Source organism: Streptomyces sp. NPDC053367, assembly GCF_044545925.1.
In the GTDB taxonomy this organism is placed as follows: Bacteria; Actinomycetota; Actinomycetes; order Streptomycetales; family Streptomycetaceae; genus Streptomyces.
Genome location: NZ_JBITYN010000002.1, coordinates 26,870 through 42,595, shown reverse-complemented (window position 1 = coordinate 42,595; position 15,726 = coordinate 26,870). Strand labels below are relative to the sequence as shown.

Sequence of the window (15,726 nt, the reverse complement as noted above, 5' to 3'; positions counted from 1 at the left end):
GCGGGGCGCTCACTTCCGCTCGTAGGCGGCCATCGCCGCGCGGACGGCCGGGGAGAACAGCTCCGGTCCGATCGCGTCGGAGTGGGCGAGGCCCTCGGGGGTCAGCCGCAGCACCGCCGTCCGCGGCTCCAGCCAGCCCCGGTGCGCGAACCGCTCCAGTTCGCGGCCGAAGTCGTCCATGGGCGTACGGCCGAACCGCGCGCGGTAGTCGGCTACCTGGAGCCCGTCCGCCTGGAGCAGCGACTGCAGCAGATGGCGGCGCCGCGACTCGTCCGCGTCGATACGGCGGCCGTACTCCGCGTGCGCGAAGTCGGCGGCCGGACGGGACACGTAGTCGTCGATGATGCCGCGTATCTCGTGCATGCCGACCGCGTAGTCGAAGGAGTAGTGCAGGCCGGCCGTGTAGGAGCGGGCGCCGCAGCCCAGGCCGATCATGCCGTCGGTCTGGCAGGCGTAGTCGTCGGCGCCCTGGGGCGGGGCGTCGGCGCGGCGGAACATGCGCATGGACCGCTGCTCGTAGCCCTGGCCGATGAGGTGGTCGCGGCCGAGACGGTACAGGCGCAGCCGCCGGGCGTCCCAGGCCGGGTCGTGCTCGCCCGCGCGGCGGCCCAGTCCGGTCAGCGGGCGGACGTACAGCGGGTAGAGGTACAGCTCCTCGGGCCGCCAGGCGAGGGCCGCGTCGAGGGACTTGAGCCAGCTGTCCTCGGTCTGGCCGTCGATGCCGTAGATCAGGTCGACGTTCAGGACGGGGATGCGGGTGTCGCGGACGCGGCCCAGCGCGGCCTCGACGTCGGCGCGGCGCTGCGGGCGTACGGCGGACCGGGCCTCGGTGTCGTCGAAGCTCTGCACGCCCAGGCTGAGCCGGGTGGTGCCGCGCTCGGCGAGGACGGCCAGCCGGTCGGCGGTGGCGGTGGCCGGGGAGGCCTCCACCGACAGGGGGACGGCCCTGAGGTCCGCGCCCATCCGCTGCTCGGCGATGTCGCACAGCCGCTCCAGCTCGGCGGCGGTGAGGAAGGTGGGGGTGCCGCCGCCGAAGGCCGCGGTCGCGAACCGCACCGGCCCGCCCAGCGCCTCCCGCACGGTGCTCGCCTGCCGGTCGAGGGCGTCGAGGTAGGCGCCGGTGAGGCCGTCGGGCGCGCCGATGCGGGTGAAGAGGTTGCAGAAGCCGCAGCGGATCTCGCAGAACGGGATGTGGAGGTAGAGGGACAGGGCGTCCTTCGACTCCGCCTCCCACTCGGTGCGCAGGAGCGGGCGATCGGGCAGTCTCCGGTAGGCGGTCTTGTGCGGGTAGGCGTAGACGTAGCTCTGGTAGGGGCGGACGGTTGTCGTCATCGGGCTGTCCCCTGCGCGAGGAAGAAGTGGGCGTACGGCACCGTCCACACGGACTCGTGGCCGATGCGGTGGCCGGTGTAGCCGTCGTCGCCGTAGGCGGTGCCGTGGTCGGAGCAGACGATGGCGAACGCGGGGCGTCTGCGGCTCACTGCCGCGAACAGGCGGCCGATGTGCCGGTCGACGTACTCCAGCGCGGCGGCGTGCGTCTCCCGGGAGTCGCCCGCCTCCCGGGTGGCGCCGGGCAGGTGGAACCAGTTGGGCTGGTGCAGCGCCGCCACGTTGACGAACAGGAACAGCCGCTGCTCGCGCGGCAGTCGGTGTACGACTTCCTCCGCGCGGGCGACCTGGGCCTCGAAGGAGATCGGTGAGGCGACGCCGAACTCCGGCTCCCAGTGGGACTCCTGGAACAGTCCGGGCAGCACCGAGCCGAGCGGGCCCTGCTTGTTGAAGAAGCCGACACCGCCTATGCAGACCGTGTGGTAGCCGTCCTGGGCCAGGGCGGAGACGAAGTCGGGCGTGTCGTGGACGTAGGTGCGCTCGGCCGTGGTCTCGCTGCCCGCGAAGCGCGCCGCGAACAGGCGCGGGTGCCGGCCCGGGGCGGCCGGGGTGGGCAGGAAGCCGGCGAACATCGCCTGGTGCGAGGCGTAGGTGAAGCTGCCCGGGGCGTGCCGCTTCTCCCACCGGCCGCCGGGCAGATGCCGGGCCAGGTTGGGGATGCGGCCCGCCGCGGCGAGCTCGGCGGCGACGTCGTGACGCAGGGTGTCGAGGGTGACCATGAGCAGGTCGTGCCTGCCGACGATCGCGTTCATGTCGATCGAATTCATGTCGAGCGCATTCATGTCGAGCGCATTCATGTCGAGCGGTTGCATGTCGAGCGGTTGCATGTCGAGCGCGATCTCGGCCTCTGGCGTCCTGTCAGGCGCCGGCATGGGCGTGTTCCGTTCTGTGCGGGTGGTGCGGTGCGCGGCGGGCGAGGGCGGCAACCTGCGCGGCGTACGTGTCGAGCCCCTCGGCACCGCTGCCGGGCAGGCCGGTGAGGCGGGGCAGGAGGTCGCCGAAGGCGTTGACCTCGCCGACCGCGGCCCGGCGCCAGCCGGTGGCGGGCAGCAGGTCGACGCCGACGCACAGGGTGCGCGGGAAGCAGGCGGCGGCCCGCTCGCACACTTCCAGCAGGTCCGCCCAGCGGGCGCCGGCCGCCTCGACGGCCTGCCGGACGAGACCGAGGTCGCCTCTCCTGCCGCCGAGGTGGAGGTTCGTCATCGGGGAGGCGCTGGTGCGCACCACCGCGTGGGTGGCGCGGCCGTCCACCACGACGACCCTGAGGTCGGTGGCGCGGCCCCGCTGGGAGGCCTTGGGCAGCCAGCGCTCCAGGTGCAGTCCGTCGGGGGCGAGCGCGTCGACGATCGCCGCGATGTCCCGCTCGCTCTCGTATCGGCGCACCTTCAGGGAGTTGAAGAGGGCCCCGTGGGGGTCGAGCTCGACGGAGGTGGTGGCTCTGATCCGGCCGCTCGCGGCCGACTCGACGGCGAGGACGCCGGACGCGGACGAGCCGTGCGCGAGCTTCACGAACAGCCGCGGCATACGGTGCTCGCGCATCAGGGCGCGTACGTCGTCCCAGCCGCGCACCGGGGCGCCCGCCGGGCCGGACGTGGGCGAGAACGGCACCGGGACGCCGGCCGCCCGCAGCACTCCGTGGCAGAGCCGCTTGTCGAACAGCTCGGCCAGTTCGTCCGGGTCGTCGAGCCGTACCCCGCCGCGCAGGCTGCGCACGGCCGCCGTGAAGGCGGTGTACCAGCGGGCCGAGCCCTCGACCCGCGTGGGGTCGCCGGTGCCGCGCAGCAGCCGGTCCACGTCCGGGTTCTCGCCGGGCGAGTCGAGTCGTACGGTCTCGTCCGCGGTGAAGTCGGCGCCGCCGTCGCGCAGCACCCGGGCCCAGGGCACGACCCGGGGCGCGGGCAGACCGGCCGCGCGGACCGCGTCGGCGAACAGGGTGACGCGCCGGTTCTCGGGGTTGCCGACGACGGCCAGGCGCGCGGAGGCACCGAGACGCGCGGGGACGTCACTCGCCGACGGCGACATACCGGGACTCCGAGTCGTACGGGTCGTCGACCGCGGCCAGCGCGAGGCGTACGCCGTGCGGTTCCAGTGCCGCGCGCAGGCGGCCGGTGAGCTCCTCGCTCATGTAGTGGTGGTCGAGGTTGAGCGAGCGCAGATGGGTGAGCGGCTGCCCGGCCAGCAGCGCGGCACCGCCCTCGTCGCCGAGCGTGCCCATGCTCAGGTTCAGCGACTCCAGCGCGGCGACCACGGGGGCGGCGGACACGGCGACGGCTATCTCGTCCTGGATGTCGCTGTTCTGCAGGCCCAGATGGCGCAGTTCGGGGCAGCGGCCGAGCATGGCCAGCAGCGGGTCGACGTCCTCGGGGGTGCACTCGCCGCCGTACCAGGAGGTGCCGAGCCACAGTTCGATCCGCTCCAGCGCGGGGAACTCGCAGGCGCCGAGCGCCCGTACGGGGGCGGCGGGCAGTCCTCCGGACTCGATCCACAGGTCGCGCAGGCCGTCGTGGCGCAGGGGCTCGACCGCCAGGTGCTCGCCGCCGCGTACGCCGAGTTCGCGCAGGCCGGGCCAGGCGCGCAGCAGCCGGGTGACCTCGCCCTGGATGATCCAGGACAGTTCGGTCTCCTCGGACTCCACGTCGGCCAGGAACACGCCCCGCAGGTGGGGGAGGCGATGGGCGTCGGAGGCGATCAGTTCCAGCACCGGGTCGATGCCGGAAGCGGACCAGTCCTCCCACCAGGGTCCGATGACGAGGGCGGTGACGTCCTCGGTGCGCACCCGGTCCAGGAAGCGGGCCCAGATCGGCTCGAAGGCGTACTCGCAGGCGGTGTCGAGCCGCCAGGCGACGGAGGCGGCGTCGGGCAGCGCCCGGCCGTCCTGCTCCTCGTCGGCCGGGAAGGTGTGGACGGGCAGGTCGTGGAAGTCCTTCAGATGCGAGGGGTAGTAGCTCAGCACGGCGTCCTCACTCCCCCACCGAGACGAAGCGCCAGACCGTGCCGTCCCCGTCCTCGTCCTGGTCGGCGTCGTCCGGGTCGAGGTCGAGGGCCACGCCCGCGGGTTCGAGGGTGTCGCGCAGACGCTGCCGTACGGGCTCGCTGAGGTAGTTGTGGTGCAGGTCCAGCGTCTTGAGGTGGGTGAGCGGCTGGCCGCCGAGGAGTGCGGCCGCGCCGTCGTCGGTGAGGACGCCCATGGACAGGTCCAGCGCCTCCAGCCGGGCGACGACCGGTGCGGCGGCGACGGCCGCGGCGATCTCGTCCTGGATCTCGCTGTTGCGCAGGGCGAGACGGCGCAGTCTCGGCAGGCGCGTGCCGGACAGCAGGGGCTCCAGGTCGGACACCTCGGCGTCGGCCCCGTACTCGGAGGTGCCGAGCCACAGGTCCAGGTGCTCCAGCGCGGGCAGGTCGCTCGCGGCGACGCCGCGCACGAATCCGGCGGGCAGGCCGCCGGTCTGGGCGGTGAGGCTGCGCAGCCGCTCGTGGCGTACGGCGCTCAGCCGCAGCCCTGAACCGCCGCGCACCCCGAACTCCTCCAGCTCAGGGAAGCCGGTCAGCAGGCCGGTGACGTCGCTCTGGTGGATCCAGGAGATCTCGCACTCCTCCATGACCATGTCGCCCAGGAACAGCGCCCGCAGGGCCGGCAGCCGGTCGCGGGCGGCCAGCAGCGCGGCGACCACGCCGGAGGAGTCGGTGTCGTACGCCTCCGACCAGGCGCCGACGATCAGGGCGCGGACCCTCGTGGTGTCGACCCGGGCGCAGAACCGGGCGAAGGCCGACTCCCACTCCTCCTCGGCGTCGTACACGTCGCCGCTGACCCGCCAGGCCACGGCGTGGGCGGCGGGCAGAACCGTCTCCTTGTCGTCCGGGTCGGGGAACGTGAACGCGGGCAGGCCGTACAGCTCCTGCAGGTAGTCGCCGATGGTCATGCGGGCTGCTCCTGACGTGTGGGTTCCGCGATCCGTGAGACGCCAGCAGTTGTATCAACCGGCACTGACAACGGCGGTCGCGGGGCCGCTCGCCGCAGGCCGTTGTCAGTGGCGGCTCGTACTGTCGGTCTCGTGGCCGGTGCGCCGTGCGCCGGCCGGGTCGGGGGTGAGCCATGTACCGGCAGGGAGACGTGTTGATCGTGCCCGTGGCGAAGGAGGCGGTGCCGTCGCATGTGGAGCGGGCGCCGCGGGAGCCGCGGGACGGGCGGGGGCGGCTGGTGCTCGCCCTGGGCGAGGTCACCGGGCACGCCCATGCGGTGGTGGGCCGGGGCGAACTGGTGCGGGAGCCGGGGCCGTTCGGGCCGCTGCTGTTGCATCTGCCCGAGGGCGGCCGGGTGGTGCACGAGGAGCATGCGGCGATCGTGCTGCCCAAGGGCTGGTTCCGGGTGGTGCGGCAGCGGGAGTACGTACCGGGGTCGGTGCGGATCGTGGCGGACTGAGGTTTCCCGAGAGGGATCGTGGAGGTGCGGGAGATGACGACGGGGGCAGGGACGATGGACACGCTCATCACCAGCGGGGCCGGCGCGCCGGATGCCGATGCGGTACGGCCGTGGCGGCAGTGGGCCGCGGCGGCGGTGCCGGCCGATCGCGCAGCGGCCGAGGAGGGCGTCCGGCTGGCCTATCGGCGGGCGGGGCTCGCCGGGCCGGAGCGGATCGTGTGGGCCGGGTCGCCGCGTGCGGGCGTCGAGGTGGTGCGGGGGCTCATGGACGCGGGGCCCTGTGTCCGTGAGGCGGTGCGGACGGCTCCCTGGGCCGCTGAAAGGGCCCGGATGCTGGCCGAGTTGGGGGCGGCGGGCTGGGCGGCCCACTGGTCGGCGACCGGCGGGCGGCTGTGGGGCGTCACGCAGGCGCTGGTGGACCGCATCCGGCGGGGCGTTCTGGAGGAGTCGGCCGGTGAGGACCGCCGGAGGGAGACCGAGACGCGGCTGATCCTGCTGGACGCGGTGCTGGGGCAGCACGACGCGCCGTGGCTCGCGGCGTTCCCCACCGGCCGGGCCCCGCTGGACGGACTGGCGGCGGTGTGCCGCAGCGCCGGCTGGTGGTGGCCGTTCGCGAAGGTGGCGGTGGTGTGCGAACGGCCCGTGGCGCTGCACCGGGACGAGGCGGGCCGCCTCGACCGCGGGGACGGACCGGCGCTCGCCTTCCCGGACGGGTTCGCGCTGTACGCCTGGCGGGGCATGCCCGTGCCGGCGGACTTCCTGGACGGGCTGGACACGCTGACACCCGAGCGGATCCGCGACGAGGAGAACGCCGAGCTGCGCCGGGTGATGCTGGAGCACTACGGCTACGAGCGCTATCTGGAGGACTCCGGCGCCCGCCCCGTCCACCAGGACGAGACGGGCACGCTGTGGCGGATCACGCTGGTCGGCGACGAGCCGGTGGTGATGGTGGAGGTCGTCAACTCCACGCCCGAGCCGGACGGCACGCACCGCACGTACTGGCTGCGTGTGCCGCCGACGACGATGACGGCGAGAGAGGGGGTCGCCTGGACGTTCGGCCTGGACGCGGCCGCGTACGCGCCGCTGCGGGAGACCTGAGCGAATTCCCGCGGGTCAGTCGTCGATGACGTCCAGGACGTCGCCGAGGTCGACGAACTTGAAGCCGGTGCTCTCCCGGTCGCCGTCGGCGGGGGTCTCCTGGCCGTCCTGGACGACGAGCAGGCCGTCGGGGTAGCGGCTGCCGAGCGGGGCGTTGAGGACGGCCGCGCCGTCGCAGACCTCGGAGCCGTCGAGGGTGGCCGACGCGGCGGCGACGCGGAAGCCGGCCTCGTACTCGTTGTCCTCGTCGGTCTCGCGGTCGTAGGCGGCGAAGGTGTCGTCGCCCTGGCTGGAGGCGAGCAGATAGCCGTCGCCGTCCGGCTCGGTGAGGAGGGTCAGGCCCTCGACGTCGGCGGTGAGGTGCTCGCCGCCGTAGCCGGGGTCGGCGCCGGGGGTGCACTCCTCCGTCTCCTCGTCGTAGGTGCCGGGGACGCCGTACTCGCGGACCTTGTCGACGAGTTCGGGCAGGCCGGTCAGGTCGGCGCGCAGGCGCCAGATGCCGACGTCCTCCTGTCCGGCGTAGAGGGTGCCGTCGGCCGGGTCGACGACCATGCCCTCGACCTGGGGGCGTTCGTCGGGCTCGCCGCAGGGGGTCCAGGAGGTGCCGTTCGGGAGGCGGAAGGAGGAGGGCAGGTCCAGGGTGCGGACGGTGCGGTAGCCGACGGTTCCGGCGGTGCCGGCGGTGAGTTCCAGGAGCGCGATACGGGTCTCGTTGCGGCGGCTGACCAGGGCGTAGGACCTTCCGGTGGCCTTGTCGGTCCAGGTGGCCAGGCCGTAGGCGGTGCGCTGGTCGTTGATCTCGGCCTGGTCGGCGGAGAAGACGGGGCGTGCGGCCGGGTCGGTGACGTCGGTGAGGGGGCCGCCGGGGCGGTCGCGGTCGATGCGGTAGATCCGCAGCCGGTCGTTGCCGCGGTCGCTGACGACGGCCAGGTCGGCGCGGCCGCCGGACAGGCGCATGCCCTGCACCAGGTCGACGTTGTTGAAGCGGCCCGGGGCGTCGTCCTCGCCGGGGCCTGCCGGGGCGGGGATCGACTGGACCTCGCGCGCGTCGAGGTCGTAGACGCGCAGGCCGCCCTTCTTGGCGGTGGCGATGACCAGGCTGCGGCCCGGGGCGGCGGCGTTGCGCCAGATGGCCGGGTCGTCGGCGTTGGCGTTGCCGCCTTCCTCGTCGTCGTAGAGGGCGGGGGTCTCGGCGCGCGGGTGCACGAGGGGCAGGGAGGCGGCCTCGGCCGGCACGGTGGTGGCCGCGGCCACCACCACTCCCAGCAGGTAGGTGGCAACCCGCAGCGTCTGACGCGTCGTCACAGTCTGTCCTTTCCAGGCGTGTTCTCGGACGGCTCGACCTTGTCCGGGAGCGGCTGACGGGTGGGGACGGTTCCTCGACGGGCCTGTGAACGGCAGCGTAACGCTGGGGGCGTGTCCGGCGGAGCCGGGCCATGCGGTTGCGGCGGGAGCGGGCGACGTGGTGAAGATCCCTCCATGACTGACGACGAAGATCACATCGCCGAGGCGATCGCCGGCGAGCTGCGGTTGATGGACCCGGCCGTGCGCACGTCGGCCGAGGAGACCGCGCGGCTGCTGGACCCGCGGTTCGTGGAGGTCGGTGCCTCGGGGCGGCGCTGGACGTACGAGGCGATGCTCGCCGCGCTGCCCGGTATGGCGGGCAGCGCGGCGGAGGGGCCGCGGTACGAGCCCTCGGACATCGAGGGGGTGCTGCTGGGTCCCGGCGTGGTGCACCTGACGTACGAGACGGTGCTGGACGGGCGTCGGGCGCGGCGCAGTTCGATCTGGTGCCGGGGCGAGGGCGGTGAGGGCTGGCGCCTGTACTACCACCAGGCCACGCCGGTGCCGGAGGGCGCCGCCCGTGTGCCGGCCCCGGCGGTGCCCGCGTGATCCGGCCGAGAGACCTCAGGAACCCGCGGGCAGCGGGCTGGCGGTGAAGACGCCGTCGGGGTCGTAGGTCCGCTTGGCGGCGAGCAGGCGGTCGCGGTTGGGGCCGTAGGCGTGGGCGATCTGGTCGTACTCGTCGGTGGCGAGCATGTTGACGTATCCGCCGGGCAGCGCTTCGGCGGACAGCGCGTCCGAGAGGGCGCGGGCCCAGTCGCGGTGCCGGGTGCCGGGTTCGCCCGGTGCCCAGGCGGCGACGCTCTCGACGAGCATGTGCGGGCTGCGCATGGCGAAGGCGGTGTCGGAGACGGGCACGCGGGCGGCGGCGCCGTGCAGACAGTGGGTGTAGACGGCGGACATCGGGGAGGTGACGGCGTCGCCGCCGGCGACGACGGCGTCGATGACCCCGTCGGTGAGGCCGGGCACCGTGCGCGGGCGGACCTCGACGTGCCGGCCGGCGGGGGCCATGGTGTCCGTGCCGGCGAGCGTGTCGGTCATGCGGGTCGGCCCCACCTGCGCCATGACGGGGTCGCCGAGCCGGGTGAAGGGCTCGACGGCCGCGCGGCCGGTGTCGGCGTCGCCGCACCAGGTGGGCGCGACGTAGACCAGCGGGCTGCCGGCCGGGCCGGTGAAGAGGCCGCAGGTCACGGTCAGTTCGTCGGGGAGGTCCGGCAGTCGCTCGCCGAGCGCCTTCAGCACGGAGCTCGCCTGGTCCCACGGGTACAGGATGGTGCCGGCCACCACGGTCGGGTCGGCGGGGCCACCGGGCAGCGGGTGGACCCGCACGCGTATGGAGGTGACCACGCCGAAGTTCCCGCCGCCGCCGCGCAGGGCCCACAGCAGCTCGGGTTCGTGCTCGGCGTCGGCCGTGACCGCGGTGCCGTCGGCGAGGACGAGGTCGGCGGCCACCACGTTGTCGATGCCGAGGCCGTACCGGCCGCCGAGCGGGCCGTAGCCGCCGGCGAGGGTGAAGCCGACGATGCCGACGCTGCCGGAGGTGCCGGTGACGGCGATCCGGCCGGCGGCTTCCGCGGCCCGGGCCACGTCCATGGCCCGGGCGCCGCCCTGGACGTCGGCCACGCCGGCGTCCTCGTCGAGGGTGACGCGCCGCATGCCGCTCACGTCGAGCAGCAGTCCGCCGTCGTTGATCGCGCCGCCGGTCCAGCCGTGGCCGCCGCCGCGCACGGACAGCGGTACCCCGAGCTCGCGGGCCGCCGTGACGCCCGCCTGGACGTCCGCGGCGTCGGCGCAGCGCAGGACGACGGCCGGGCGGTGGTCGACCGCGCCGTTCCAGACGGTTCGGGACGCCTCGTACTCGGGCCCGGCCGTCGCCACCCGCTCCGGCGCCGTTGTGCGCCGCAGGTGTTCGGCGAGTTGCGCGGTCTGGCGCGTAGCAGTCATGGCCACCCCTCGAAGAGTCTCCGCCGCCGGTCCCGCCCGCAGCGTCCTGTAGCGCAGAGTAGGGCTCCGGTCAGCGGTCGTAGGCGGTGCGGAAGGATTCGGCCAAGACTTTGGGAACTGGACAGCGCCGGGCTCACCGTGACGCGTCGGATCCGGGTTCCGCGGACCCGGTGAGGGCGTGGGCGAAGGCCGTCAGTGCGGCGAAGTCGCCCGCGCGCAGGCCGTGCCGGGCGTCGACGTGGTGCAGCAGGGCGCTGCCGGGGTGCCGGGCGGCCACGAACGCGCGGTCGGCGTCGCCGAGTTCGTCGTCCGCCCAGGCGAAGGGGCGTCCCGCGGCATGGGCGAGGACATGGCGGGTCTTCCAGAACGTGCCCTCGGGGCCTGCGTCGAACAAGCCGGGCCAGTCGACGACCGGCAGGTCGGGCAGGCCGAGGACGGGGGCGAGCAGGGTGTTGGCCTCCAGGCCCCAGGTGGTGGCCCACACCGGGTCGTGGAGGGTGCTCAACTACCGTTAGGTCTGCCCGTGTTCCGGGTTGAGCCACACCCGCAGGGGGCGCAGCCGTGGGCGGTCCGCCGCCGGGTGCCGGTTGAGCCGGCCCTCAGGGGTCATGCGGTGGGTCGTGCAGCCCGGCGGGCGGCGTTCGGGCTTGGCGGCGTACGGGTTGAAAGGGCCGTCGACGTCGAGGTGGAGCAGCGGTCCTCGCACGGAGCGGGCTCCTGTCCAGGAGGGTGCGGTACCGGGTCCATCCTGCCAAAGGGCGCCCGGCGCCGGTCGGTTCGCTCCGGACTGCCGGGACGGCGGCCGGGACGGCGGCCGTACTCTGGGCTCATGTGTCGTCGTAACGGCCGCGTGCGCGGGTGTCACCGCTCGTGGCGGCGCCTCGCGGGTGAAGGGGCGGTCGGATGAGCCGGCCTCCAGGGCCTGCCGAAGGCGCCGGGGACGCCGCCGCGCGGCTGACCGGACGGGCGGTCGCGGACGTGCGGGCGCTGTCCGGGACGCTCGCCGAGGTCGCGCTGCGGGACGGGCCGCTGGTGATGGTGAAGCGGGGCGACGGTCCTGATGCGGTACGGGCGGAGGCGGCCGGGCTGCGGTGGCTGGCCGAGGCGGGCGCCCTCAGGGTGCCGCGCGTGCACGGCGAGGACGGGACCTGGCTCGTCACCGAGCGCGTGCCGACCGGGCCCGCCTCCCGGGAGACGGCCGCCCGGCTCGGCCGGGGTCTCGCCGCGCTGCACGCCGCGGGTGCGCCCGCGTTCGGCGCGCCGCCGCCCGGAGGCCCGCGGGAGGCGTACATCGGCGCCGCGCCGATGCGCAACACCCCGGACACGGACTGGCCCCGCTGGTACGCCGGGCAGCGGGTGCTGCCGTATCTGCGCCGGGCGGTCGACGACGGCACCGTACGCCCGGCGGAGGCACGGGTCGTCGAGGCGGTGTGCGAGCGGCTGCCGGAGCTCGCCGGGCCGCCGGAGCCGCCCGCCCGGCTGCACGGCGACCTGTGGAACGGCAACGTCCTGTGGGGCGCCGACGGGGACGCCTGGCTGATCGACCCGGCCGCGCACGGCGGGCACCGCGAGACGGACCTGGCGATGCTGCGCCTGTTCGGCTGCCCGTACCTGGACGACGTACTGGAGGCGTACCGGCAGACCGCGCCGCTCGCCGACGGCTGGGCCGCGCGCGTCGGCCTGCACCAGCTCTTCCCGCTGCTGGTGCACGCCGTGCTGTTCGGCCGCGGTTACGCCGTACAGGCCGTCGAGACGGCCCGGGCGGCCCTGCGCTCCTGAGCCCATTGACGTCCTGAGGCTCCGAGGCTCCGAGGCCGTGAGCCCCGAGGCCGTGAGGCCGTGAGGCCGTGAGGCCGTGAGGCCGTGAGGCCGTGAGGCCGTGAGGCCGTGAGCCCCGAGGCCGTGAGGCGGGAGCCAGGCGCCGGCCCCGCCGGCCTGGCGCACATGCCCCAGGATCTCGTCGGCCAGGCGCCCGTCCAGTGCCGTCGGCAGGGTGTGCCCCAGCCCCTCGGCGAGGACGAGCCGGGCGCCGGGGATCGCGGCGGCCGTCGCCTCGCCGTGCGCGGGCGCGAACATAGGGGTCCTCGGTGCCGTGCAGGACGAGCGTCGGCGCCTTGACGGAGGCCAGGGAGGCGGTGGAGTCGCCGCCCGCCGCGCCGGCGAAGGTGTGGTTCAGCGGGGCGCAGGTCCCGGGCGCGGGCGTACACACGCCGTTCCATCGCCCGGTACTCCTCCTGGCTGCTCGACCCGGAGCGGATCGGCCTGGTCGCCGTCCACCGCAGCTGCTTCGACGGCCTGCTGGCGCGCCTGCGCCGCTGAACCGCCCTGCCCGGCCCCGCCAAAGGTGCGCCCTCGCGCCCGGAGGGCGCATTCTGGCTGTGTCGCCTGCGCGGCGGGGCACCGACGAGGTAAGGGCCGATGACTGGGAGCGACGAGAGCGGGAGCGGGATGCCGAGCCGGCTGGCCGTGCTGCTCACCGAGGTCGCGGCCGAGGCCATCAGCGCGGCCCGCGGCACCGTCGCGGGCGTGTACCTGCCCTCGGACGTGCCCGCCGTGCTGCGCCTCGGCGTGCTGGCGGGGCTGCCCGGACCGCTGTTCCGGCCCTGGTGGCGGGTGCATGTGGAGCGGCAGTTCCCGGTCGCGGACGCCTTCCGCTCGGGCGTGCAGGTGACGTTGCCGAACGCCACGGAGACGATGCGCCGCTACCCGCAGTTCGCCGCCGCGCTGCCCTTCCCGGTCGGCTCGATCACCGTGCCGGTCACCACCGGACGGACCCCGTCCGGTGTGCTGACGGTGCTGCGGCCCGCCGCCACCGACGTCACCGAGATGCTGCCCGAGCGCGACCGGCTGGTCGCCCTCGCGGCCGGGCTCGCCCTGCGGCTGGACGGGCTGGAGAAGGCCGGCAGCCGGGCCGTCTGGGAGGACGAGCCGCTGTGTCTGCGGCCCCCGTCGGCCCGGCTGGGCACGGCCCGCGTGGGCCGGTTCACCTGGGACCCTGCGGCCGACCTGGTCACCGCCGACGACGGCGCGCGCACCCTGCTGGACCTGGCGCCCGACGACCTGCCCGGCCCGGCCGGGACGCTGGCCCGGGCCGTGGACCGGGGCGACGCGCTGCGGCTGATGGCGCTGCTGCGGGAGACCGCCCGCGGGCGCACGCCCCTGCGCCCGCTGCCGGTGCGGGTCGCGCAGGGCGCGCTGCGCCTGGTGGACCTGCGGCCGGCCTCCGGCGCGCGGCTCGTCGCCGGGGTCGTGCTGGAGGCGGACCCGGTGGCCGACACCGCGGCCGAGCTGCTGCCGCAGGGCGTGTTCTGCCTGGACCGGCTGGGCATCACGGTGTACGCCAACCCGCGCGCCGCGCACCTGCTCGGCGCGGCCCGTGACCGGCTGGTGGGGCGGCCGCTGTGGGAGGCGGTGCCGTGGCTTCAGCAGCCGGTGTGCGAGGACCATCTGCGGGCGGCGCTGCTCGCCCCGGAGGCCGTGCACTTCCACGTCCGCCGGCCTCCCGGCCCGCATCCCTACGAGGGCGACTGGCTCGCGCTGTCCGTGCGTCCCGGGCCTGACGTCCTGACCTGCACGGTGGTGCCGGCCAACCGCATGGCCGACGCCCCCGCGCCGCCGCCCGCCGCGTCCCGTCTGCCGACGCACGCACCGGGGCCGGTCCCCGCCGTGGAGCCCCACCCGGGATCCGCGGTCCGCGGCGCGGAGCCCGGCCCGGCGGCAACGGCCCCGGGCTCGGAGGCACACCCCGGACCCACGACCCCCGGCACGGAGGCACACCCGGGACCCGCCGCCCACGCGGCCGCAGCGTCACCGGTGCACGGCACGGAAGCCCCCACGGCGGTCCCTGCCGCCGGACCCGCCGGGACGGCCGATGGCCCGCACTCCCCCGCCGACGCCCTGCGCTCGGCGTCCTTCTACCGCCCCATCACGCTCGCCATCGCCCTCACCGAGGCCGCCACCGCGCGGCAGGTGTCCGCCGTGGTGATGCAGGAGCTGCTGCCGGCCTTCGGCAGCCGGCGGCTGGCGATCTACCTGCTCCAGGACAGGCATCTGTACCTGGCGTGGGAGACCGGCTTCCCGGAGGGCTTCCTCAAGCCGTTCGACGGGGTGAGCCTGGACACCCGGCTGCCCGGGGTGGAGACGCTGACGACCGGTCAGCCGTTGTTCTTCGACTCGATGCAGCAGCTCGCGGCCGCCTACCCGGGCATCGCGCTGGACGCTCCCGAGGGGGCCCGCGCGTTCCTTCCGCTGATCGCGTCGGGCCGCCCGGTCGGCTCCTGCATCCTCGGTTTCGACGGCCCGCGCAGCTTCTCGCAGGAGGAGCGCAGCGTGCTGACGGCGCTCGCCGGGCTGATCGCGCACGCCTTGGAGAAGGCCCAGCGCTACGACACCGAGGCCGCACTCGCCCGCGGCCTGCAGCGCGCCCTGCTGCCGCGCCGGCTGTCGGTGCACCCCCGGCTGGAGACCGCGGGACGTTACCTGCCGGGGACCGAGGGCATGGACGTGGGCGGGGACTGGTACGACGTCGTGGAGGCCGGGGACGGGGTGGCGCTGGTGATCGGCGACGTCCAGGGACACGGCGTGCAGGCGGCCGCGACGATGGGTCAGCTGCGCAGCGCCGTCCGGGCGTTCGCGCTTGACGACCGGCCGCCCGAGCAGGTGCTGAGCGGCACCAACCGCCTGCTGATCGACCTCGACCCGGGCCAGTTCGCCAGTTGCTGCTACGTCTGGCTCGACCCTGCGACCGGCGTGGCCCGCATCGCCCGGGCCGGCCATCCCCCACCGCTGCTGCGCCACCCCGACGGCCGTACGGAGGTGGTGGAGACCCCGGTCGGAGTCGTCCTCGGGGTCGTCACCCATGCCCGGTACCCGGTGACGGAGATCCGTATGGAGCCGGGCGCGATCCTCGCCCTCTACACCGACGGCCTGGTGGAGCGGCAGGGCGTCGACATCGACGACGGCATCGGCGCGCTGCGGGTGGCCCTGGCCCGGGCGGGGGCCGTCTCAGTCCGGCCCGACGCGCGCGCCCTCACCTCCGTCGCCGACCGCCTCACCGCCACCATGCGCCACACCGCCGACCGGCCGGACGACATCGCCCTGCTGCTCGCGGCCCGCCGGGGAGGGGAAGGCGGTCCTGGATGAGGGGCGGGTGCGACCCTGCGGCAGGGGAGCCCGGCAGGGACGTACGACGGTCGCCCGGCAGGTTCCCGGCAGCGGCGCGCGACGCGGACCCCGCCCCGGTGCACGCAACGGACCCCGCCCCCGCGCACGACACGGATCCCGCCCCGGCGCGCGGCGCACGCTCGACCACGGCGCCCGCCACCCACCCGGCGCCGACGGCGGGCACAGCTACGACCCCGGCGCCCCGCAGGCCCCCGGCACCCCCGGAGAGCACAGCGCAGAGGCCGCCCCGCAGGCCCCCGGCACCCCCGGAAAGCACAGCGCAGAGGCCGCCCCGCAGGCCCCCGGCACCCCCGGAAAGCACAGCGCAGAGGCCGCCCCGCAGGCCCCCGGCACCCCCGGAAAGCACA

The 15,726-nt window shown here is 75.1% G+C and carries 12 protein-coding genes and 1 pseudogene; 5 read left to right on the top strand and 8 right to left on the bottom strand.

Annotated elements, in window-relative coordinates; genetic code table 11:
- Positions 1-9: 9 nt before the first annotated feature.
- From ACIGXJ_RS06655 to ACIGXJ_RS06635, 5 genes are all read right to left on the bottom strand, one after another.
- Entirely contained in the window at positions 10-1,332 is a 1,323-nt protein-coding gene (locus ACIGXJ_RS06655) for an STM4012 family radical SAM protein (protein WP_399642197.1), read from the bottom strand.
- A complete protein-coding gene (locus tag ACIGXJ_RS06650) occupies positions 1,329-2,141 on the bottom strand; it encodes an STM4013/SEN3800 family hydrolase (RefSeq protein WP_399642776.1) in 813 nt (270 codons plus the stop codon). Before ACIGXJ_RS06650 ends, ACIGXJ_RS06655 begins: the two co-directional genes overlap by 4 nt.
- A gap of 106 nt (positions 2,142-2,247) precedes the next feature.
- Positions 2,248-3,411: an STM4014 family protein gene (locus ACIGXJ_RS06645; protein ID WP_399642196.1), complete on the bottom strand. Its 1,164-nt coding sequence runs from the start codon at positions 3,409-3,411 to the stop codon at positions 2,248-2,250.
- Positions 3,392-4,339 carry an STM4015 family protein gene (locus ACIGXJ_RS06640; protein ID WP_399642775.1) on the bottom strand — a complete coding sequence of 316 codons (948 nt, stop codon included), beginning with the start codon at positions 4,337-4,339 and terminating at the stop codon, positions 3,392-3,394. The genes ACIGXJ_RS06645 and ACIGXJ_RS06640 overlap by 20 nt, the downstream gene beginning before the upstream one ends.
- 10 nt (positions 4,340-4,349) lie before the next feature.
- Entirely contained in the window at positions 4,350-5,309 is a 960-nt protein-coding gene (locus ACIGXJ_RS06635; protein ID WP_399642195.1) for an STM4015 family protein, read from the bottom strand.
- 173 nt (positions 5,310-5,482) lie between these two features.
- Between ACIGXJ_RS06635 and ACIGXJ_RS06630 the strand changes: the two genes are divergently transcribed.
- Together ACIGXJ_RS06630 and ACIGXJ_RS06625 are read left to right on the top strand one after the other, a co-directional pair.
- Positions 5,483-5,809, top strand: a complete 327-nt coding sequence (locus tag ACIGXJ_RS06630) for a hypothetical protein (protein WP_399642194.1) — start codon at positions 5,483-5,485, stop codon at positions 5,807-5,809.
- A gap of 54 nt (positions 5,810-5,863) precedes the next feature.
- Positions 5,864-6,907 (top strand): DUF6745 domain-containing protein, encoded by a 1,044-nt coding sequence (locus ACIGXJ_RS06625; RefSeq protein ID WP_399642774.1) that lies wholly within the window; start codon positions 5,864-5,866, stop codon positions 6,905-6,907.
- A 15-nt stretch (positions 6,908-6,922) separates the two neighbouring features.
- Here ACIGXJ_RS06625 and ACIGXJ_RS06620 read toward each other — a convergent pair whose 3' ends face one another.
- The gene (locus ACIGXJ_RS06620; RefSeq protein WP_399642193.1) at positions 6,923-8,212 is read right to left on the bottom strand and encodes a phytase; all 1,290 of its coding nucleotides are present in this window, start codon (positions 8,210-8,212) and stop codon (positions 6,923-6,925) included.
- Positions 8,213-8,386: 174 nt separating this feature from the next.
- On the opposite strand from ACIGXJ_RS06620, the gene ACIGXJ_RS06615 reads away from it, so the two are divergent.
- Positions 8,387-8,800 carry a DUF4440 domain-containing protein gene (locus ACIGXJ_RS06615; RefSeq protein ID WP_399642192.1) on the top strand — a complete coding sequence of 138 codons (414 nt, stop codon included), beginning with the start codon at positions 8,387-8,389 and terminating at the stop codon, positions 8,798-8,800.
- A gap of 15 nt (positions 8,801-8,815) precedes the next feature.
- Here the strand turns inward: ACIGXJ_RS06615 and ACIGXJ_RS06610 are convergent, their stop codons facing one another.
- Positions 8,816-10,195: an FAD-binding oxidoreductase gene (locus tag ACIGXJ_RS06610; protein WP_399642191.1), complete on the bottom strand. Its 1,380-nt coding sequence runs from the start codon at positions 10,193-10,195 to the stop codon at positions 8,816-8,818.
- A gap of 133 nt (positions 10,196-10,328) precedes the next feature.
- A pseudogene (locus ACIGXJ_RS06605) lies at positions 10,329-10,901 on the bottom strand (hypothetical protein).
- A 197-nt stretch (positions 10,902-11,098) separates the two neighbouring features.
- On the opposite strand from ACIGXJ_RS06605, the gene ACIGXJ_RS06600 reads away from it, so the two are divergent.
- Entirely contained in the window at positions 11,099-11,974 is an 876-nt protein-coding gene (locus tag ACIGXJ_RS06600) for a fructosamine kinase family protein (RefSeq protein WP_399642190.1), read from the top strand.
- Between the two features lie 639 nt (positions 11,975-12,613).
- Complete coding sequence (locus ACIGXJ_RS06595) at positions 12,614-15,337, top strand: SpoIIE family protein phosphatase (protein ID WP_399642189.1); 2,724 nt, start codon at positions 12,614-12,616, stop codon at positions 15,335-15,337.
- Positions 15,338-15,726 lie beyond the last annotated feature (389 nt).